Source organism: Shumkonia mesophila, from assembly GCF_026163695.1.
In the GTDB taxonomy this organism is placed as follows: domain Bacteria; phylum Pseudomonadota; class Alphaproteobacteria; order Rhodospirillales; family Shumkoniaceae; genus Shumkonia; species Shumkonia mesophila.
This window is the reverse complement of the sequence record NZ_JAOTID010000002.1, coordinates 584,775-603,512: the sequence shown is the minus strand read 5'-3', so window position 1 is coordinate 603,512 and position 18,738 is coordinate 584,775. Positions and strand designations below refer to the sequence as shown.

Sequence of the window (18,738 nt, the reverse complement as noted above, 5' to 3'; positions counted from 1 at the left end):
ATGACCCCTTTATGCCGATGGCCGGGGGACTTGGCAAGGGTGGGCGAGGGAGAGGGGCAGGGAATTGCGCATACCGGTGACGAGATGACCCCTTTATGCCGATGGCCGGGGGACTTGGCAAGGGTGGGCGAGGGAGAGGGGCAGGGAATTGCGCATACCGGAAAGACAGGCTATGCAGGGATCATGGTGGATCTTCGTGCCGTCCTTTTGATCGTCGGGGGGGTGCTCCTGCTTCCCGTCGCCGCCGGGTTGGCTCCCGGCGGCCCGTCGTCGTGGATGGGCGAGGCCAGCGCCGCCGAATTCGAAACCGGCGTCCTCACGCTGGTCACGCCACGCGGCCGCTTTCCCTTCAGGATCGAACTGGCGACCAACGAGGATCAGCGCCGCCAGGGCCTGCAGTTCCGCCGCTCGCTCGCCGCCGACGCCGGCATGTTGTTCGATTTCGGCGAGACGGCGCCGGTCAGCATGTGGATGCTCAACACGCCGATTTCGCTCGACATGGTGTTCTTCGACGCGGCCGGGCGGGTCACGCAGGTGGTCGAGGACACGACGCCGCTGTCCACCGACATCATCGCCTCGGTCGGCCCGGTGCGCGGCGTTCTCGAAGTTGCCGCCGGCACCGCCCGCCGGCTGGGCGTCCACAAGGGGGCGCGCATCCTCCATCCCCTGTTCGGCGATCGGTGAGCGGCCGTATCGCCGAAAGACCGGCGACTGTCAGCTTTCCTGGCCGACCGCGACCTTGAGGGCGGTCTGCCAGTAGGCGCCGGCCGCCATCAGGCAGCTCGTGCCGCCGGGATCGGTGACGATGATGGTCCAGGTATCGCCCTCCGGAGAGGCCAGGACCTCGACCACGCCGCCGGTGTTGGTGAGGCCGATGGCCACCGGCGCCTCCGAGAATTGGCCCTTGAGATTGACGAGCAGGTCGGACCGCGGGGCGCACATCGTCTGGGCCGGCGCCGCCGAGGGAAGGACAACACTTGCCGAAACCAATAAAGCCCACAGCGTTCGTTTCATGTGCCATCTCCTTGCCAGCTTACGTCAAGGTCTCCCAGCCTCCTTTCATGAGACTAATGAGCAATCTCCGTGCCAAGCCGCCCCTCCTTTCCCCAAGCCGGCCCCAAATCCGCCGATGGCCGCGGTAAAACCTTTTCGTCTCTTCGCAAAATGCCCCCATTCGGGCCAGTTGCCGAAAAAATAGGCGATAGCGCCCGACCGCTCGCCCCTCGGAAGCGAATCGCCGCTGTACGACCGGCCCCGCGATGGCGAGCAAGCCAGGCTTGCGGACGCGCCCGCGAGGTCTTACTTTCCGGCCGTCGGGGCGTAGCGCAGCTTGGTAGCGCATCTGCTTTGGGAGCAGAGGGTCGCTGGTTCGAATCCAGTCGCCCCGACCAGTATCCGTTCGTCACACTTGTCGGGGTTTCGCCATGCCTCAGGTGCGCATCTACCGGCCGGCCAAGACCGCCATGCAGTCGGGCCGCCGCAAGACCGGCAAATGGGTTCTCGAGTACGAGCCGCCGGCCCGGGGCATCGATCCCTTGATGGGCTGGTCGAGCACCGCCGACACCCGGGGCCAGGTGCGCATGCTGTTCGACAGCAAGGAGGCGGCGCTGGCTTTCGCCAGGAAGCACGGACTGGCCGCCGACGTTTTCGATCCGCAGGCGCGCAAGATCCGGCCCAAGAGCTATGCCAGCAACTTCACCGGCCGCCATCCGATGTGAGGGGGCGAAGCGGCGGCTGGCCTCTCCGCCCCGGTTGTCCTATCTTGAGGCCGTACAGCGCGCCCGTAGCTCAGGTGGATAGAGCACGTGCCTTCTAAGCATGGGGTCGCAGGTTCGAGTCCTGCCGGGCGCGCCATTCCTTCCAAGTCGTTCAGGTTTCCGAGTGCGGCCACAGCTTGATCACTGGCGTTGGCCGGTCCACCCATCGTAAGGCCAAATCAGGATGCGCGACCGGGGCACAGAATCGCCGGCGCGCGATGGGGCTTCAACGTAGGGGGCGAACCCGGGACAATGGAGATCATCGATATCTCGACCTCGGTATGCGACGAGGTCGCTACGGTCCGCGTTTGCGCGCGGCCGCGCGGCGCGATGGAATGCTTCGAACTGTGGTACCGCTTCGAGGGCCTGGACCAACCTTTGGACGGCGTGAACGAGGCCGCGGCGGCGGCCCTTGTCGTTCCCTGCATGGTCGAGGGCGAGCCTCTGTCGATGCCGGGGCGGGTTTCGCCGGTTTTCCTCGCCAACATCGCCAAAGCCCAGAGCGTGCTGGCCGGATGGTACGACGATCTCCATCCCGTCGAGGTGCGATGTTCGGGCCAAGACGACGCGCCACCCCGGCCGGCCGACGGGGTGATCTGCTGCTTCTCGGCGGGCGTGGATTCCTGGTACTCGCTGCTGAAGCACGAGCCGAGGGTGACCCATCTCCTTTTCGTGCGGGGCTTCGACATCGGCCTCGACAACGATGTCCTGTGGCAGGCGACGCGCGACAACGCAGCAACGGTGGCAAGGCGGCTCGGGAAACGGCTGATCACCTGCGAGACCAACCTGCGGGATGTCTGCGACAAGCGCCGGGGCGGCTGGGGAAAGACCTTCGTCGGCGATTTCTGGGGCGAACGCCTGCATGGCGCCGCCATCGCCTCGGTCGCCCTGCTGCTCCGCCGGACCATCGGCGAACTGATCGTACCGGCAACCCATTCCTACGCGCAGGTCAAGCCGTGGGGTTCGTCGCCACAACTCGATCCCCTGTGGTCGGACGGCTATCTGGAGATTACGCACGACGGATGCGAGGTTGACCGCGTCGCCAAGGTCCGCCGTCTCGCCGCCTCGGATATCGCCTTGGCAACCTTGCGGGTCTGCTATGGCGACACGCCGGACATCAATTGCGGCCGATGCGAAAAATGCCTGCGCACCCTCATGGCGCTGCGGCTGTGCGGCGCCGTGGGCCGGGCGAAAACCTTCCCGCGCGCCGTCGCATTGTCCGAGATCCATGCCCTGATCGTTCCGCCCCACGTGCGCCACCACTATGTGGCCCTGCAAGAGGAGGCGCGTCGCGTCGGGGACAGCGAAGTTGTGGAGGCGACGGAAATCGTCCTGCGCGAGCGGCTGTCCGCCGCCCAGACCGCGGCCCGCCTTCGGCGTGCCTTGCGCGGGACGGTGCTCGGCAAAATCGTGCGCAGGGCGAAGAGGGCCTGGGCAGCGGCGGCGATTCCGCCCCTGGAGCCCCATCGCGATGGCGGCGCGGGCGGAACCACGCCGTCCATCGGCTAGCGGCCGGACGTCCCCGCCGTTGCTCAGCTTGCGACCGTAACGGAGAAGGACGCGGTGCGCGACAGGCGGCGCAACAGGAAGTCGATAAGAACGACCACGCCCAGCATTTCCAGCAATTCCTCGGCGTGCGCCAGGAGCGCGTACGTGAAGGAAACCTTGTAGGACGGATCGGAGGTCGTATAGAGGGCCGCCGTGGCCATCTCCACGCCGATCGCGCCGCCGACGAACAGGGCCGCCGCCCAGAAGACCTGCCAGCGGTCGTCCCGGGGCAGGTACAAAAGGAAGCGCAGGAAAGCCGCCGCAAAGGCAACTACGGCGGCGATGCCCAAGATCACCCAGACCGGCTGCCAGACACCGGGAAGATAGCCGACAACGCGCTGCAGGGGCTCCATCGTGGCCTCGTGGATGCTGGCGGCCTCGTCGAGCGACAGGAACACGAACAACAGCGAAAGCGCCAGCCAGCGTCCAGCGAACGGGGCGCGCATATGGCGCGCCGCGACGGCCAGCCCGGCCAGCAGCACGGACGCGAAGGCCAGCGCCAGCGTCTGGTACCATGTCGGCAGGTTGTTCTCGAGATCGACGTAGAAGAACGGCACCAGGCCCAGCGCGTTGGGCAGGCCGAGATGAAATCGGGCAACCTGACCGGCGAGGCTGAGGAAAGTCAGCACGGCCACGATGCCAAGCAGCACGCTCACCACCTTCCGTCGTTGCAAAACAAGAGGCACCCTTTGCGGCACTGGGTGGAGCGCATTCGGGACCGAGACGGCCGCGACGTTCCTAAACGTCCGGGTCATGTTATGCGATTGAGAACGAATCGCCATGCGTAACAAATTCGTCACATTGGACGCGGGATGCCCGTGATTTTTTTGTGATGGGGAAGCAATTCCGGGGTATGTCGATTGGCATATGGGCACCGCGTTTGCGCCGCCCGACCCCGAGGCCGTTTGGATCCGTCGTGAAGACGCCCGCCACGCTCTCACGGCATGGTGCGAAACGCCTTCGTGAAGAAGTCGGCGTCGCCGAAGTTGCCCGACTTGAGGGCCAGCGCCATGGGGGTTTCGCCGAGCGACACCGTGCACGGCACGCCCGGCGCGATCTCGCGGCCGATCCTGAGGCCGCGAATGCCAAGGGCGCCCACCACCGCGCCCGCCGTCTCGCCGCCGGCCACCACCAGGCGCCGCACCCCGGCGGCGACCAGCCCCCGGGCGATGCCGGCCAGCGCGCGCTCGACCAGTTCGCCGGCCGCCATGACGCCCAGGCGTTTCTGGACCTCGGCGACCGTGGCGGCCGGCGCGCTTGCCGAGACGAGAAGGGGGCCCTGTCCCAGCCGCCCGCGCGCCCAGTCGAGCGCCTCGCCCACCAGGTCGCGGCCTTCGGCCAGGGCCAGGGGATCGACCGGGAAGACCGGCCCGTCTTCGGCGAAGCGGGCCACCTGGGCCAGCGTCGCCGGCGAGCAGCTTCCGGAAATCACCGCCTCGGGGCCGGTCACGGCGGGCAGGGCGTCGGCCACGCGATCGCCGGTGAGGAGGCCCCGCCGGCGAAAGTTTTCGGGCAGGCCAAGGGCGACGCCGGACCCGCCGGTGACAAGCGCCATGCCGGCGCAAGCCTCGCCGATGGCCGCGAGGTCGCGGTCGGTGACGGCATCGACGATGGCGATGCGGGTGCCCTCGTCCTCCAGCATGCGGAAGGTGCATTTCACGGCTTTCGCCCCGGCCTCGACGATGGGGAAGGGCACCAGGCCGACCTTTCCCTGCGTCTGGCGGCCGAGGAAACGCACCAGGTTGGCGTCGGTCATCGGGGTCAGCGGATGATGGCGCATGCTCGAATCGGAGAGCAGCAGGTCGCCGACGAAGAGATGGCCCTTGTAGAGGGTGCGGCCATTCTCGGGGAAGGCCGGGCAGGCGATGGTGAAGCGGGTCCCCAGGCGCGCCATCAGGGCCTCGGCCACCGGTCCGATGTTGCCCTTCTCGGTCGAATCGAAGGTCGAGCAGTACTTGAAGAAAAACTGGCCGGCGCCGGCCGCCCGCAGCCAGTCGAGGGCGGCCACCGACTGGGCGACGGCGTCGGCCACGGCAATGGTGCGCGACTTGAGCGCGACGACCACGGCATCGGCCTCGGGCACCGCGGTGGCGGCATCGGGCACGCCCAGCAGCTGGACCGTCGTCATGCCGTTCTTGACCAGGGTGTTGGCCAGATCGGTCGCCCCGGTGAAATCGTCGGCGACGCAGCCGAGAAGAGGTACGCCGCCGCCCGAACCGGTTGTCGCCATCGCGCAGCCTCCTTCGCCCCAAACCCGCCGTCCACTGTATGCCGCGCCGGCGAAACCCGGCAAGACCGCAGGTGGAGGGCAGGGCAACGCGGCCGTTCTAGAAGTAGTGGGGATACCGTTCCCGCAAGGTTTCGATGACCGACAGCGTCCCCGACAAGTGCTGGCGCAAGGCGGCCTCCGCGGCCGCGGCGTCGCGGGCGCGGAGGGCGTCGAGAATGGCCCGATGATCGACGAGGACCCGGTTCATCTTGCCGCCGACCGGCATGTGCATGAGCCGGAGACGGTCGATATGCACGCGCATCGAGCCGATCTTCTGCCACAGGCCAGCGACCCCAACCATGCGGTACATGGCGGCGTGGAAAGCGGCGTCGTCGCGCGAAAATCCGTCCTTGTCGTCGGCTTCGTATTCGATCTGCTGGTGGGCGAGGATGCGCTCGAGTTCCTGGATCTCCGCCTCGGTGATGGCCTTCACCAGATGGCGGACGACCTCCACCTCGACGCCGATGCGGAGGAACTGGGCTTCCTTGGCCCACCCGACGTCGATGGTGGTGACATAGGTTCCCGACTGCGGCTTGATCACCACCAAGCCTTCCTCTTCGAGCTTGCGCAAGGCTTCGCGCACCGGCATCGAACTGACCCCGAAAGCCTTGGCGACATCGTCCTTGGAAATGACGGTGCCGGGTTCGAGTTCGAGTTTAAGAATCATGTCCCGCAGCACGGCGGAAATCTGCACAGCGACGGGCAGTCTGCGATCCAGTGAAAATCGGCGATCCCCGACGGCGATACCGGTGAACGCGCCTCCCGGCTTCTCGCGGCCGGAGGTGGCGGCGTTCAGGCTGGCTGGGCGCCTTGGCATGGTGATTCGCGACTCCCGATCCGACGGCAACTCATACAAAAAGCAGTTGCGTTCTTCAACTGAGATCTTAGTATCTGAGAAACTGCCGCGCCAGTCGGCAATGCGTCTGCAATGGTCGTTGGGGAGCGAATCACATCATGAAATTCCTTCGCGAGCGGGTCCTGAAGGGCGAAACCATGTTCGGCGTTGCCGCGCAGCTCGGCTCGGCCCTGACCGTGGAAATGATCGGGCGGGCCGGGTTCGACTGGACCTGGATCGATTGCGAACACGGGTCCGGCGACTACAGCGAACTCATCCACCAGATCCAGGTCGCCCGCCTGGGCGATTCGCCGGCCGTGGTGCGCATCGCCTGGAACGAACCGACGCGCTTCAAAAGGGTTCTCGACCTTGGCGCCGCCGGGATCATGGTTCCCTATGTCAACACCGCGGCGGAAGCGCACCAGGCCGCCCAGTCCATGCGCTATCAGCCGGAAGGCATCCGCGGCGTCGCCGGCTCGCCCCCGGCCTGCGGCTTCGGCCAGGGCTTCGACGACTATTACGCCAAGGCCAACGACAATCTGTTGACCGTCGTGCAGATCGAAACCGTCGAGGGCGTCAAGAACGCCGACGAGATCGCCGCGGTCCCCGGGGTCGACGTGCTGTTCGTCGGGCCGATGGATCTTTCCATCAACATGGGCATGCCCCGCCAGTTCAAGGATGCCGCCTTCGAAGCGAACCTGGAGCGGGTGGTCGCCGCCTGCCGCAAGCACGGCAAGGCCGCCGGCATCCTGACGCCGACGCTCGACTACCTGGCCCCGTGGAAGGCCAAGGGCTACTCGTTCTTCGTCGTGGGGTCCGACAGCACCAACCTGGCCAAGCTGCTGGTCGACCTTCACGCGAAGTGCGCAGAGTTGAAAGGGTGACGGCGTCCGCCGACAGCCGGGCGCCGTGACACCTTCAAGGTTCGCCGCCGAACCGTCGGAAACAACCGGCGTCGGGCGGCGGACTTACGGGAGACGTACCAACAAACCAGACAAGGAGGACACACGATGAAAAGGCTACTGGGCGCTATGGCCGGTCTTGCCGTTGCCGGCGCGGCTTTCTCCGTTGCGGCCGCCGGATATCCGGAAAAACCGATCACCTTCGTCATTCCCTATTCGGCGGGCGGCAGCTCGGACATGCTGGTCCGCGGCCTGCAGCCGTACGTGGAAAAAAGCATGGGCGTCAGCCTCGTGCCCAAGAACGTCGAAGGCGGCGGCGGCGCCGTCGGCATCTCGCAAGCCGTGTTCTCGTCGAAGCCCGACGGCTATACCGTCACCCTGCCCAGCAATGCGATCTTCGGGCTCCAGGCCCTCGGCAACGTGCCGTGGAAATACCAGGACTTCGAGACCATCGCGCGCATCATCACCGAAGACTACACGATCACGGTGCGCGCCGACTCCGACTGGAAGACCCTGGACGACTTCATCAAGTATTCGAAGGCCAACCCCGGCAAGGTGAAGATGGGCTTCTCGGGCTTCGGCTCGTCGACCCATGTCGTTGCCGCCGCCTTTGCCGAAAAGTTCGGGCTCGAGTTCCAGTATGTGCCCTACCAGGGCGGCTCCAAGACGGTGGCCGCGACCATGGGCGGCCATATCGACGCCAACACCCACCATCCGGCCGAGATCAAGTCGGGCGTCGACGCCGGCAAGATCCGCGTGCTGGCCGTCATGGGCGACAAGCGCTCCAACCTGTTCCCCAACGTCCCCACCCTGAAGGAACTGGGGCACAACTGGGTGGTGTCCCAGTGGCGCGGCATTTCGGTCGCCAAGGGCGTGCCGGCCGAGGTCAAGGCCAAGTGGGAAGAGGCCATCAAGAAGGCCTCTGCCGATCCGGCGTACCAGAAGTTCGTCGTCGAGCAGATGGGCGGCACCGTGGCACCCTTGTTCGGCAAGGACCTCGACACGTACGTCAAGGAGATGGCCGACATCTTCATTCCCACCACCGAGCGCCTCAAGGCGGCTCAGAAGAAGTAGCAGGGTCGATCGAGGCCGGGCCCGGCGCCCGGCCTCGGCCTTTCGGCTTCTTCCTTCAGGAGTAGGGATGATGAAAGTGAAGGGCGATGCCCTTTTTGCCCTCGCCTTGTTCGCCATCTTCTCGTTCGGCACTTACCGCAGCCTGGTGATGGACGACCCGGCCGGCGGCCCGAACGACGTCGGCGCGGCGTTTTTCCCTTTCTGGATCTGCGTGTTCATCCAGGTGTTGACCGCCTTCGTCTTCGTCCAAGGCGTCGTCCGTGCCCGTGACGAGGGAGCGCCGCAGACCGGCGCCGCCGGCTCGCTGATGCGCAAGCGCATCGTGCTGCTGGCCGGCATCCTGGCGCTGCTGTTTTTCTACATCATGGTCATGGAGACGGCAGGTTTCATCGCCTCCAGCACGGTTTTCCTGATCCTCGTCCATCAGCTTCTGATCTTCTCGGAAACCGGCCGGCCTTCCCCGCCAAAGGGCGTCGCCATTTCGGCGGCTTTTTTCGCCGTTACCGCCGGCAGCCTGTTCTTCGTGTTCAACACCGTCTTCCACCTGGCCCTGCCGTGACCGCAACGGGACGATACGCATGATCGATTTTACGCATTACGCGGCCGCCCTGGACCTGGTGTTCCAGGTCAAGGTGATCGTCGCGATCGCCGGCGGCACCATTCTCGGCATCATTTTCGGGGCACTGCCCGGCCTCACCGCCGCCATGGGCATCGCGGTCCTGTTGCCGTTGACCTACGACATGCCCCCGGTCATGGGCTTCGGCATGCTGCTGGGAACCTATTGCGGGGCCATTTCGGGCGGCTCGATCGCCGCAACCCTGCTCAACATCCCCGGCACGCCGGCCTCGGTGGCGACGTGTCTCGACGCCTATCCCATGGCGAAGAAGGGCGAAGCGGGCAGGGCGCTCGGCCTCGCCATCGCCGCCTCCTTCATTGGCGGCCTGTTCAGCTCGGTGGTGCTCAGCCTCGCGGCGCCGCCCGTGGCCGAAATGGCCCTGAAGTTCGGGGCGGCCGAATATTTCTCGTTGGCCGTTTTCGGCCTGACCATCATCGCCTCGGTATCCGGCAAATCTCTCGCGAAAGGCGTCGTCGCCGGTCTCATCGGGGTCTTCGTGTCGCTGGTCGGCCTCGATCCGACGACGGGTTCTCCCCGTTATACGTTCGGCGAGATGTCGCTGTTGTCGGGCGTCGCCTTCCTGCCCGCCTTGATCGGCCTGTTCGCGGTCGGCCAGGTGCTGACCGACGCCGAGGAGGCCCTGCAATCGAAGGTGGTCCGGGTCCAGCAAAAGGTGGGCACCGTCGGCCTTCCATTCGCCGCCGTCTTCAAGCGTTGGAAGATCGTACTCTCCAGTTGTCTCATCGGCACCACGGTCGGCGCCATTCCCGGTGCCGGCGGCAGCGTCGCCTCGTTCCTCGCCTACGACCAGGCGCGACGGCTGTCGAAGACGCCGGAACTGTTCGGCACCGGCCATGACGAGGGCGTCATCGCCTCGGAAACCTCCAACAACGCGATGACCGGCGGCGCCATCATCCCGACCATCACGCTGGGCGTGCCCGGCGAGGCGGCGGCGGCCGTGCTGATGGGCGGGCTGATGATCCATGGCCTGAGGCCGGGCCCCCTTCTTTTCACCGAGCAGGCCGACATCGTCTACGGCATCCTGATGGCGTTCTTCCTCGCCAACATCTTCATGATGGTGTTCCAGTTTATCGGCATCAAACTGTTCGTGAAGGTATTGGGCGTTCCGCGCAGCTTCCTCATTCCGGTCATCCTGCTGTTCTGCGTGATCGGCTCCTTCGGGGTGTCGGGCAACCTGTTCGACGTATACCTGCTGCTGGTTTTCGGCGTCCTCGGGTTTTTCCTCAACAAATACGGATACGGCACGGCGCCGGTGGTGCTCGGCATGATCCTGGGAACCATGGCGGAAACCGAATTCCGCAAGGGCCTGATCATGTTCGAGGGCGACGGAACGGTTTTCTTCACGCGCCCGATCAGCGCGTTGTTCCTGGCGTTGGCCCTGATCTCCGTGCTCATTCCGCTCTATCAGAAATGGCGCGATGGCCGGGCCAAGCCTGCCGCCTAGGCGGCGCCAACCCGCCTCGCCCCCCGTTGAACAAGGAATCGGAGATATCGATGGCCAAGAAGAAGCCCGAAGAACTGAGAAGCCACCGCTGGTTCGGGCCCAACGACCTGCGCTCTTTCGGGCACCGCTCGCGCATGCTGCAAATGGGTTTCGCCCGCGAAGACTTCATGGGCAAGCCGGTGATCGCGGTGATCAACACCTGGAGCGAAATCAACTGCTGCCATACCCATCTGCGCGACCGCGCCAACGAGGTCAAGCGCGGCGTCTGGCAGGCCGGCGGCATTCCCATCGAGATGCCAGCCATGACCCTGGCCGAGGCGTTCGAGCGGCCGACCCCCATGCTGCACCGCAACTTCCTGGCCATGGAGGTCGAGCAGATCCTGCGCCACCATCCCTTCGACGGCGCGGTGATGCTGGGCGGCTGCGACAAGACGACGCCGGCCCTGCTGATGGGCGCGGCCAGCATGAACATCCCCGCCGTCTTCGTGCCGGCCGGCCCGATGCTGCGCGGCAACTGGCACGGCGAGACGCTGGGCAGCGGCAGCGATTCCTGGAAGTACTGGGCCGAACTGCGTGCCGGCACCATCACCCAGAAGGATTGGCAGGAGATCGAGGAGGGCATCGCCCGCTCGCCGGGCCTGTGCATGACCATGGGAACCGGCATGACCATGACCTCGTTGGCCGAGGTGCTGGGCATGGCGCTGCCGGGCTCGTCCTCGATCCCGGCCCCCGACGCCAACCATCCCCGCATGGCCAGCGCCTCGGGCCGAAGGATCGTCGACATGGTGTGGGAGGACCTGAAGCCCCGCGACATCATGACCGCCAAAGCTTTCGAGAACGCCTGCGTCGCCCTGATGGCGCTGGGCGGCTCGACCAACGCCTTCGTTCACCTGGTCGGCATGGCGGGACGGTGCGGCGTCGATCTGTCGCTCAAAAGCTTCGACGACGCCAGCCACAAGGTGCCGGTGATCCTCAACCTGCGGCCGTCGGGCAAGTATCTGGCCGAGGACTGGTATTATGCCGGCGGCCTCAAGGCGGCGTTGGGCGTGATCCGCGATTCGCTTCACCTCGACTGCCTGACGGTCAGCGGCCGAACCCTGGGCGCCGACATCGAAGGGGCCAAGGTTTACAACGACGACGTCATCCGGCCGCTGGACAACCCCATCTACCCCGAGGGCGGCACCGCCGTGCTCTATGGCAATCTCGCCCCCGACGGCGGTGTCATCAAGCCGGCCGCCATGGACCCGCGCTTCCTCAAGCACGCCGGCCCGGCCCTGGTCTACGAGGACTACAACCACATGGCGGCCGAGACCGACCGCGAAGACCTGGAGGTCACACCCGACCACGTCATCGTGCTCCAGAACGGCGGTCCCAAGGGCGGCCCGGGCATGCCCGAATGGGGCATGCTGCCGATCCCCAAGAAGCTTCTGAAGCAGGGGGTGCGCGACATGCTGCGCATTTCGGATTCGCGGATGAGCGGCACCAGCTACGGCGCCTGCGTCCTGCACGTTTCGCCGGAATCCTATGTCGGCGGGCCGCTGGCCCTGGTCAGGAACGGCGACATCATCGAGATCGACGTCGCCAAGCGGCGGCTCGATCTCCGGATTTCCGAGGCCGAGTTCGCCGCCCGCCGGGCCGCCTGGACACCGCCGGAATCCCAGTTCCCGCGCGGCTACACCCGCATGTACCAGGAGCACGTCACCCAGGCCGACAAGGGCTGCGACTTCGACTTCCTGGAATTCACCGGCCGGGAAGACCCCGAGCCCGAAATCCATTGATATCCACTCGGTGAGTCGACTGCGGGAGGCGGCATGGCCGGCCTCTCGCCTTTTTTGATCGGTTCCGGACAAACGGGCGGGATCCTTCCGGCCCGTGTCCAGTTACGATGGAAATCGCCAATCCGATGTGCTAATGCGGCGTCCGCGCGGGCGCCCAGCTTGCGTTTTCTTGGACCCGCTAGGAAACGAAAAAAAACGATGATCACTGGTGAGGAAATCGCCGCCTTTTTTACGGTCATCGGCATCGACCTCGTGCTGTCGGGCGACAACGCCATCGTCATCGGAGCCGCCGCCGCCGGCCTGCCGCCCCATCAGCGCCGCCGGGCCATCACCATCGGCATCGTGGTGGCTGCGCTGACGCGCATGGGCTTCGCGATGGTCGCCTTTTACCTCCTCAAGATCGTCGGTTTGCTTTTCGCCGGGGGCCTGCTGCTCCTGTGGGTGGCCTGGAACCTGTGGCGCCAGATCCGCGCCGAATCCAAGGAACGCCGGGCCGCCGAGAAAAGGGGCATGGGCGGTGAAGATATCTCTCCGCTGCCCCAGTCCAGAAGCTTCCGCAGTGCGCTGATCGCCATCGTCGTGGCCGACGTTTCGATGTCGCTCGACAACATCCTGGCGGTTACCGGGGCCGCCCATGAGCATCTGATGATCCTGATCTTCGGGTTGGCCCTTTCCATCGCCCTCATGGGGATCGCGGCCAACTTCATTGCCGGGCTGATGAACCGCTACCGTTGGATCGTCTATGTCGGCCTCGTCCTCATCGCTTACGTGGCGCTCGACATGACGTGGCGGGGTTTCCACCAGCTTGCCAACCATCTCGCCTGGTTCGGAGGCGCATGACGCTGCCCGACCTCCGCCAATCGAAAACCCATCGCAACAGACTAGGAACGTGGACGTCATGAAATACGCCCTCGGCGAAAGCCGCGTCGTCACCGAAGGCGACGACTACTGGATCGCCCCCAACGCCGCCGTTCTCGGCGACGTGCGCCTCGGCAGGAACGCCAGCATCTGGTGGAACGCCACGGTACGCGGCGACTTCGCGCCGATCACCATCGGCGAGAACACCAACATCCAGGACGGCTCGGTCCTGCACGTCGACTTCGACCTGCCGCTGGTCATCGGCGCCAACGTGGTGGTCGGCCACATGGTCATGCTGCACGGCTGCACCATCGGCGACGGCTCGCTGATCGGCATCGGCGCCACCGTGCTGAACGGCGCCAGGATCGGCAGGGACTGCCTGATCGGCGCCCATGCGCTGGTCACCGAAGGCAAGGAGATCCCCGATCGCAGCCTGGTCATGGGCTCGCCCGGCAAGGTGGTGCGCGAATTGACCGACGAGCACATCGCGCGCATCCGCAAGGGGCCGCTGGAATACATCAAGGCCTGGCAGCGCATCAAACGGGAGCTGACGGCGCAGGATTAGGCCGAGGGCGAGGATTACTTCCGCGTCCGGCTGCCGCGCCGCCCCAGGCTGGGCCGGTCGACCGCCACCGCCTTGATCAGCACGTAGATCCGAACCCCGGGCCGCAGCCCAAGGTTTTCGGCCGAACGCCGGGTGATGCGGGCGATGATCGGCGCCCCCACGTCGATGCGTACGTCGACCTGGGGCTGCTCGCCGATGTCCAGTTCCTCGACGGTCCCCTCGAGCACGTTGAGAATGCTGATTCGTTCGGGCGGCGTCAGGCTCAGCGACACGTCCCGGGCCCGGATGCGCACCCGCAACGGCGTGCCGACCGGCAGGTCGACGCGGGGCACCCACAGGCGCCTGTCGGCAAAGGACAACTCGGTCAAGCCATAGGCCAGATCGGCCCCCACCACCGTCGCCACCAGCACGGCGCCGGTTTCGTAGCGGCCGGTGAGGGGATGAAGGTCGAGGCGGCTCATGATGGCCTCGACCGGACCGCTGGCGGCGACCTGGCCGTCCGACATCACCACCATGGTATCGGCGAGGCGGATGACCTCTTCGATGGCGTGGCTGACGTAAACGACCGGCAGGCGCATCTCGTCGCGCAGGCGTTCGATGAAGGGCAGGATTTCGGCCTTGCGGGCAGCGTCAAGCGAGGCCAACGGCTCGTCCATCAACAGGATGCGCGGGCTGGCCAGCAGGGCGCGGCCGATGGCCACCCGCTGTTTCTCGCCGCCCGAAAGGGTCGCCGGCCGCCGCCGCAAGTGAGCGCGCAAATCCAGCAGATCGACGACACGGTCGAAATCCTGATGGCGCTCGGCCGGGGGCGTCAGCTTCATCCCGTAGGTCAGGTTGCCGGCAACGCTGAGATGGGGAAACAGCCGGGCCTCCTGAAAGACATAGCCCAGCCGGCGCCGTTCGGGCGGCAGATCGATGCCGGCCTTGGAATCGAACAGCGTGTGCCCGTCGATCACGATACGCCCCTCGTCGGGCCGGTTCAGCCCGGCCAAGGTGTCGACCAGCGAGGTCTTGCCCGAGCCCGAGCGCCCGAACAGCGCGGTCAGCCCGACATCGGCGCAGAACCGCGCATCGAGAAGGAACGAACCAGCCCGCCGGCGGACGTCGACTTCCAGCATGTCCCGCTACTCCCGCGTCCGCGCCGCCACCCGGCGGGCCAGGATTTCGGAAAAGACGAGAGCGATCAGGGCGAGAACGACCGAGATCGCCACGATGCGCAGGGCCGCGGCATCGCCATCCGGCGTCTGGACCAACGAATAGAGGGCGAGGGGGAGGGTGCGCGTCTCGCCCGGAATGTTGGACACGAACGTGATGGTGGCACCGAATTCGCCCAGGCAACGGGCGAAGGCCAGCACGGTGCCGGCCACCACGCCGGGCAACGACAGGGGCAGGGTAACGGTGGCGAAAACACGCAGCCGCCCGGCCCCCAGCGTTCGCGCCGTCTGTTCCAGGCGCCGGTCGACCGCCTCGACCGATAGGCGGATGGCCCGCACCATCAACGGAAAGGCCATCACCGCAGAGGCGATGGCCGCCCCCTTCCAGGTGAACGCGACGGTGATGCCGAAAACGTCGAACAGCCAGCCGCCAACGGGACCGCGCCGCCCCAGCAGCACCAGCAGCAGATAGCCAACCACCACCGGCGGCAGGATCAGCGGCAGGTGGATCAGGCCGTCGAACAGCGTCTTGCCGTAGAAGTCGCAACGGGCCAGCACCCACGCAACGGCGATCCCAAGCGGCAGGCTGCCAACCACCGCCCAGCTCGAAATCTTGAGGCTGAGACGGATGGCCTCCAGTTCCAGGGGAGTCAGGGTCAGGAGCGCCGGTACATCCATCATGCTTACGGTTTAGCGCGTTGCCGGCGCCGACGCCAAGCCGAAGCCGTAACGCTGATAGATCGCCCCGACCTTCTCCGACATCAGGAAGTCGAAAAAGCGCCGCACCTCGGCCGTGTCGTGCCCCGCCACGATGGCCGCCGGATACCGGATGGGGGGGTGGCTGGTTTCGGGAAAGACGGAAACAATCCTCACCTTGGGCGTAACCGCCGCATCGGTCGAATACACGATACCCGCCACCGCCTCGCCGCGTTCGACCAGGGCCAGGGCCGCGCGCACGTCGGCGGCGCGCGCCACCCGGCCGGCAACGGATTCCCAGACGCCCAGTTGGGTGAGGGCCTGCCGCCCGTAAATCCCGGCCGGAACGTGGTCGGGATCGCCCATGGCAAGGTAGCCCTCGCCCAGCACGCCGGCCAAACCGAATCCGGGCACGGCGTCCAGCGACCACCGGCTGTCGGCCGGTGCCACGAGGACCAGCCGGTTGTTGAGCAGATCGCGTCGGGTCGAGGCCTCGATCGCTTTCTTTTCGATCGCGTAGTCCATCCACTGCCCGCTGGCCGAAATGAAGATGTCGGCCGGCGCCCCGTTGACGATCTGCTTGGCCAGGGTGGAACTCGACGCGTAGGACGCGACCACGCGATCCGGTCCCTGCGCCGCATAAAGGGTGGCGATTTCATCAAGAACGGTCGTCGTGCTCGCCGCCGCGAAAAGGCGCACCTCGGCGGCACCGGCGGTACCGACCAACAGCGGCAGCAATGCCAGGCCGAGCATCGCGGCCCATCGCCGGCACCCTTGCGATTGCCTTGTTGTCATGGATTCGTTTCCCCCTTCTCGTCAAACTTGCATGGCGCTCAAAGCCGTTATGACAAATATGACATAACGATCCTCTCAGCAATGGCCGATTGCGACCGGCCGCGAAAATCAGTCGGCCAGACCGCGCAGGGCGTCGAGTTCGGCTTGCGAGGTTTCGTTGAGCTTGGCTTCCAGTTCGCCATAGCGGGCGACCAGAGCCTCGCCCAGGGGCGTCAGGCGGGCGCCACCGCCGCCCTTGCCGCCGACGGCGGCTTCCAACACGGGCTTTCCGAAGCCGCGGTTGAGGGAATCGATAAGCAGCCAGGCCCGCTTGTAGGTCAAACCCATGGTGCGCGCGGCGGCGCTGATCGATCGGCTTTCGGCCACATGGCGCAGCAGGTCGATCTTGCCGGGGCCGATGGCGATCGATTCCCCGATGGTGACGCGCGGGCGCACCATCATGGCTTGCCGTTTCTGCAAGGCGGCTTTCATGCCGAGCAGCCTAGCCGAAAAGGCGGCGCATTCACAAGGCGGCCGCCAGGAATTGCCGGGCTTTCGGCGTCAGCAGGGAACGCAGCGGGCGTTGATGATCGCCCCGGGATCGACCTTGAGCGTGCCGTACTCGACCTCGCCCTCGATGCGACCGGTCGCCCGGACGCGCACGGCACCGCCGCGGACATAGCCGCGAACCAAGCCATAAATCTCGATGGTGTCACCGCCCAGTTCGCCGGTGATCGAGGCGCCCTGGACCACGGTAACCGAGCGGCCGTCGAAGGTACCGTCCCGGTCGCCCTCGATCGTGACGTCCGGCCTCTCGGGTGACGACGGAACGGCCGGCCCGGACAGCGGCCGCGCCGAAGGCCTATACGCAATAAACTCGCCCATTATAACTCCCCTCCAGGCGTTATTTTGTCGGCATTTTGCCTGGAAACATCGACTAAATGCAATGGAATAAGCGAACGCCGAGGAGGGTTTCAGGCGACGGCCCGCCAGGCGGCTTCGACGGCGGCCTGTCCGAGGTCGCGGGTGATGAAGACGACGCGCGAGCGATGGTCCGCCGACGGCCAGGCGGGAAGAACGGCCGGCGGATGGAAGACGTGCTGGACGCCATGGATGGCGACCGGACGGTTTTCGCCCGCCACGTCGAGGATGCCCTTGATGCGCAACAGGCTTTCGCCGCGCGCCGATTGCAGGATCTCCATCCAGCGCAGGAAGCGATCCCAATCCAGCGGCGCCTCGAAGGTCAGGCAGAAGGCGCGGATGCGGTCGTCGTGGCGATTGACGTCGTGATCGTGTCCGTGGTCGTGATCGTCGTCTGCGTAGGCTTCGGCCTTCAGCCAGCCGGCGACGTCGGACATCTTGGTGGCGGGATCGTAGAGGCCGGCCGGGAACAGGGCGGCGGGCGGCACGTGGCCGTGGTCGGCCCGAAGCGGCACCGCCGCCGGATTGAGCCGCCGCAGCCGCGCCTCCAGGGCGACGACCGCCTCGGGGGCGGCCAAGTCGCATTTGGTGAGCACCAGGCGGTCGGCCATCGCCGCCTGCTTGACCGCTTCCGGATGGCCGTCGAGCTGGCCCTCGCCGTGCACGGCATCGACGGTGGCGATGACCCCGTCCAGGCGATAGCGCGCGCCCAGCAGCGGATCGCTCATCAGCGTATGGATGATCGGCGCCGGATCGGCCAGGCCGGTGGTTTCGATGACGGCGCGCCCAAACGGCGGCACGTCGCCCTTCACCCGCTTGAGGAAAAGGTCGCGCAGCGCCGTGATCATGTCGCCCCGGACGCTGCAGCACAGGCACCCGGAATTGAGCAGCACGATGGTTTCGTCGATCTTGCGAACCAGCAGATGATCGAGCCCGATCTCGCCGAACTCGTTGATCAGCACCGCCGTCTCGCCCATGGCGGGATGGGCGAGAAGCGCGTTCAGCAGAGTCGTCTTGCCGCTTCCCAGGAAGCCGGTGATGACCGAAACCGGCAGGGCCGTGGAATCGGGCACCGCGGTTTCGCTCATTGCCCGTAAAGTTTCTCAGGGGCGATTTCGACCTCGGCGATGACGGCCGGCTTGCCGTCGCGCCACGCATTGTAGAAGCAGTTGCGCCGGCCGGTGTGGCAGGCGACGCCGATCTGGTCGACCAGCAGAAGCAGGGTGTCGCCGTCGCAATCCCAGCGGAAATCCTTGAGGGTCTGCACCTGGCCCGAGGATTCGCCCTTGCGCCACAGCTTGGAGCGCGAGCGCGACCAATAGCAGACGCGCCCGGTGGCCAGCGTCTCGGCGATGGATTCGGCGTTCATCCAGGCCATCATCAGCACTTCCCCGGAATCGAACTGCTGGGCGATGGCCGGCACCAGGCCGTCGGCGTTGAACTTGAGGCCGGCGGGAACGGCGCCCGGCGCGGCCTTTTGGGTGTTGTCGGTCATGAATTCCTGTCTCCGGATTGAAAGGGCCCTT

The 18,738-nt window shown here is 66.1% G+C and carries 21 protein-coding genes and 2 tRNA genes; 12 read left to right on the top strand and 11 right to left on the bottom strand.

The genetic code is table 11. The features are described 5' to 3' along the window. Positions 1–183 precede the first annotated feature (183 nt). Complete coding sequence (locus ODR01_RS06130) at positions 184–684, top strand: DUF192 domain-containing protein (RefSeq protein ID WP_316976724.1); 501 nt, start codon at positions 184–186, stop codon at positions 682–684. 30 nt (positions 685–714) lie between these two features. Here the strand turns inward: ODR01_RS06130 and ODR01_RS06125 are convergent, their stop codons facing one another. Further along, positions 715–1,014, bottom strand: coding sequence for a hypothetical protein (locus ODR01_RS06125; RefSeq protein WP_316976723.1), 300 nt, complete (start codon positions 1,012–1,014; stop codon positions 715–717). 300 nt (positions 1,015–1,314) lie between these two features. Between ODR01_RS06125 and ODR01_RS06120 the strand changes: the two genes are divergently transcribed. From ODR01_RS06120 to ODR01_RS06105, 4 genes are all read left to right on the top strand, one after another. Further along, positions 1,315–1,391: transfer RNA gene (locus ODR01_RS06120), tRNA-Pro, on the top strand. A gap of 33 nt (positions 1,392–1,424) precedes the next feature. Then, complete coding sequence (locus tag ODR01_RS06115; protein ID WP_316976722.1) at positions 1,425–1,718, top strand: ETC complex I subunit; 294 nt, start codon at positions 1,425–1,427, stop codon at positions 1,716–1,718. 59 nt (positions 1,719–1,777) lie between these two features. Then, positions 1,778–1,854, top strand: a tRNA-Arg gene (locus ODR01_RS06110). Positions 1,855–2,009: 155 nt separating this feature from the next. After that, the gene (locus tag ODR01_RS06105; RefSeq protein WP_316976721.1) at positions 2,010–3,266 is read left to right on the top strand and encodes a hypothetical protein; all 1,257 of its coding nucleotides are present in this window, start codon (positions 2,010–2,012) and stop codon (positions 3,264–3,266) included. Positions 3,267–3,289: 23 nt separating this feature from the next. Here the strand turns inward: ODR01_RS06105 and ODR01_RS06100 are convergent, their stop codons facing one another. The 3 genes from ODR01_RS06100 to ODR01_RS06090 form a co-directional block, all read right to left on the bottom strand. Continuing rightward, positions 3,290–3,961 carry a hypothetical protein gene (locus tag ODR01_RS06100; protein WP_316976720.1) on the bottom strand — a complete coding sequence of 224 codons (672 nt, stop codon included), beginning with the start codon at positions 3,959–3,961 and terminating at the stop codon, positions 3,290–3,292. A 281-nt stretch (positions 3,962–4,242) separates the two neighbouring features. Further along, positions 4,243–5,535: a 3-oxo-tetronate kinase gene (otnK, locus tag ODR01_RS06095; RefSeq protein WP_316976719.1), complete on the bottom strand. Its 1,293-nt coding sequence runs from the start codon at positions 5,533–5,535 to the stop codon at positions 4,243–4,245. 97 nt (positions 5,536–5,632) lie between these two features. Then, a complete protein-coding gene (locus ODR01_RS06090; RefSeq protein WP_316976718.1) occupies positions 5,633–6,391 on the bottom strand; it encodes a GntR family transcriptional regulator in 759 nt (252 codons plus the stop codon). A gap of 137 nt (positions 6,392–6,528) precedes the next feature. Here ODR01_RS06090 and ODR01_RS06085 point away from each other — a divergent pair, with 137 nt between their 5' ends. From ODR01_RS06085 to ODR01_RS06055, 7 genes are all read left to right on the top strand, one after another. After that, positions 6,529–7,293 (top strand): HpcH/HpaI aldolase family protein, encoded by a 765-nt coding sequence (locus ODR01_RS06085; RefSeq protein WP_316976717.1) that lies wholly within the window; start codon positions 6,529–6,531, stop codon positions 7,291–7,293. A gap of 126 nt (positions 7,294–7,419) precedes the next feature. Then, positions 7,420–8,385 (top strand): tripartite tricarboxylate transporter substrate binding protein, encoded by a 966-nt coding sequence (locus ODR01_RS06080; protein ID WP_316976716.1) that lies wholly within the window; start codon positions 7,420–7,422, stop codon positions 8,383–8,385. Positions 8,386–8,452: 67 nt separating this feature from the next. Then, a complete protein-coding gene (locus ODR01_RS06075; RefSeq protein WP_316976715.1) occupies positions 8,453–8,944 on the top strand; it encodes a tripartite tricarboxylate transporter TctB family protein in 492 nt (163 codons plus the stop codon). Positions 8,945–8,963: 19 nt separating this feature from the next. After that, on the top strand, positions 8,964–10,466 hold the full coding sequence (locus tag ODR01_RS06070) for a tripartite tricarboxylate transporter permease (RefSeq protein WP_316976714.1): 1,503 nt from the start codon (positions 8,964–8,966) through the stop codon (positions 10,464–10,466). A 50-nt stretch (positions 10,467–10,516) separates the two neighbouring features. Further along, positions 10,517–12,244 (top strand): L-arabinonate dehydratase, encoded by a 1,728-nt coding sequence (araD, locus tag ODR01_RS06065; RefSeq protein WP_316976713.1) that lies wholly within the window; start codon positions 10,517–10,519, stop codon positions 12,242–12,244. A 198-nt stretch (positions 12,245–12,442) separates the two neighbouring features. Continuing rightward, positions 12,443–13,084: a YjbE family putative metal transport protein gene (locus tag ODR01_RS06060; RefSeq protein ID WP_316976712.1), complete on the top strand. Its 642-nt coding sequence runs from the start codon at positions 12,443–12,445 to the stop codon at positions 13,082–13,084. Positions 13,085–13,142: 58 nt separating this feature from the next. Beyond that, positions 13,143–13,667: a gamma carbonic anhydrase family protein gene (locus ODR01_RS06055; protein WP_316976711.1), complete on the top strand. Its 525-nt coding sequence runs from the start codon at positions 13,143–13,145 to the stop codon at positions 13,665–13,667. A gap of 14 nt (positions 13,668–13,681) precedes the next feature. Here the strand turns inward: ODR01_RS06055 and modC are convergent, their stop codons facing one another. From modC to hisI, 7 genes are all read right to left on the bottom strand, one after another. Beyond that, entirely contained in the window at positions 13,682–14,785 is a 1,104-nt protein-coding gene (gene modC, locus ODR01_RS06050) for a molybdenum ABC transporter ATP-binding protein (protein WP_316976710.1), read from the bottom strand. Between the two features lie 6 nt (positions 14,786–14,791). Then, the gene (modB, locus tag ODR01_RS06045; RefSeq protein ID WP_394356808.1) at positions 14,792–15,502 is read right to left on the bottom strand and encodes a molybdate ABC transporter permease subunit; all 711 of its coding nucleotides are present in this window, start codon (positions 15,500–15,502) and stop codon (positions 14,792–14,794) included. A gap of 9 nt (positions 15,503–15,511) precedes the next feature. Beyond that, the gene (gene modA / locus ODR01_RS06040) at positions 15,512–16,312 is read right to left on the bottom strand and encodes a molybdate ABC transporter substrate-binding protein (protein ID WP_316976709.1); all 801 of its coding nucleotides are present in this window, start codon (positions 16,310–16,312) and stop codon (positions 15,512–15,514) included. Positions 16,313–16,420: 108 nt separating this feature from the next. After that, entirely contained in the window at positions 16,421–16,783 is a 363-nt protein-coding gene (locus tag ODR01_RS06035) for a winged helix-turn-helix domain-containing protein (protein ID WP_316976708.1), read from the bottom strand. 69 nt (positions 16,784–16,852) lie between these two features. Beyond that, positions 16,853–17,176, bottom strand: coding sequence for a bactofilin family protein (locus ODR01_RS06030; protein WP_316976707.1), 324 nt, complete (start codon positions 17,174–17,176; stop codon positions 16,853–16,855). An 89-nt stretch (positions 17,177–17,265) separates the two neighbouring features. Continuing rightward, positions 17,266–18,300 (bottom strand): CobW family GTP-binding protein, encoded by a 1,035-nt coding sequence (locus ODR01_RS06025; protein ID WP_316976706.1) that lies wholly within the window; start codon positions 18,298–18,300, stop codon positions 17,266–17,268. Then, entirely contained in the window at positions 18,297–18,707 is a 411-nt protein-coding gene (gene hisI / locus ODR01_RS06020) for a phosphoribosyl-AMP cyclohydrolase (protein ID WP_316976705.1), read from the bottom strand. Before hisI ends, ODR01_RS06025 begins: the two co-directional genes overlap by 4 nt. Positions 18,708–18,738: the final 31 nt, after the last annotated feature.

Coding starts and splice junctions, on each gene's coding strand:
- ODR01_RS06035 (WP_316976708.1), bottom strand. CDS start 16,783: ATGAAAGCCGCCTTGCAGAAACGGCAAGCCATGATGGTGCGCCCGCGC.
- ODR01_RS06105 (WP_316976721.1), top strand. CDS start 2,010: ATGGAGATCATCGATATCTCGACCTCGGTATGCGACGAGGTCGCTACG.
- ODR01_RS06030 (WP_316976707.1), bottom strand. CDS start 17,176: ATGGGCGAGTTTATTGCGTATAGGCCTTCGGCGCGGCCGCTGTCCGGG.
- araD (WP_316976713.1), top strand. CDS start 10,517: ATGGCCAAGAAGAAGCCCGAAGAACTGAGAAGCCACCGCTGGTTCGGG.
- ODR01_RS06125 (WP_316976723.1), bottom strand. CDS start 1,014: ATGAAACGAACGCTGTGGGCTTTATTGGTTTCGGCAAGTGTTGTCCTT.
- ODR01_RS06055 (WP_316976711.1), top strand. CDS start 13,143: ATGAAATACGCCCTCGGCGAAAGCCGCGTCGTCACCGAAGGCGACGAC.
- modA (WP_316976709.1), bottom strand. CDS start 16,312: ATGACAACAAGGCAATCGCAAGGGTGCCGGCGATGGGCCGCGATGCTC.
- ODR01_RS06080 (WP_316976716.1), top strand. CDS start 7,420: ATGAAAAGGCTACTGGGCGCTATGGCCGGTCTTGCCGTTGCCGGCGCG.
- ODR01_RS06115 (WP_316976722.1), top strand. CDS start 1,425: ATGCCTCAGGTGCGCATCTACCGGCCGGCCAAGACCGCCATGCAGTCG.
- ODR01_RS06130 (WP_316976724.1), top strand. CDS start 184: ATGGTGGATCTTCGTGCCGTCCTTTTGATCGTCGGGGGGGTGCTCCTG.
- ODR01_RS06075 (WP_316976715.1), top strand. CDS start 8,453: ATGATGAAAGTGAAGGGCGATGCCCTTTTTGCCCTCGCCTTGTTCGCC.
- ODR01_RS06070 (WP_316976714.1), top strand. CDS start 8,964: ATGATCGATTTTACGCATTACGCGGCCGCCCTGGACCTGGTGTTCCAG.
- hisI (WP_316976705.1), bottom strand. CDS start 18,707: ATGACCGACAACACCCAAAAGGCCGCGCCGGGCGCCGTTCCCGCCGGC.
- ODR01_RS06085 (WP_316976717.1), top strand. CDS start 6,529: ATGAAATTCCTTCGCGAGCGGGTCCTGAAGGGCGAAACCATGTTCGGC.
- modB (WP_394356808.1), bottom strand. CDS start 15,502: ATGATGGATGTACCGGCGCTCCTGACCCTGACTCCCCTGGAACTGGAG.
- ODR01_RS06025 (WP_316976706.1), bottom strand. CDS start 18,300: ATGAGCGAAACCGCGGTGCCCGATTCCACGGCCCTGCCGGTTTCGGTC.
- ODR01_RS06090 (WP_316976718.1), bottom strand. CDS start 6,391: ATGCCAAGGCGCCCAGCCAGCCTGAACGCCGCCACCTCCGGCCGCGAG.
- modC (WP_316976710.1), bottom strand. CDS start 14,785: ATGCTGGAAGTCGACGTCCGCCGGCGGGCTGGTTCGTTCCTTCTCGAT.
- otnK (WP_316976719.1), bottom strand. CDS start 5,535: ATGGCGACAACCGGTTCGGGCGGCGGCGTACCTCTTCTCGGCTGCGTC.
- ODR01_RS06060 (WP_316976712.1), top strand. CDS start 12,443: ATGATCACTGGTGAGGAAATCGCCGCCTTTTTTACGGTCATCGGCATC.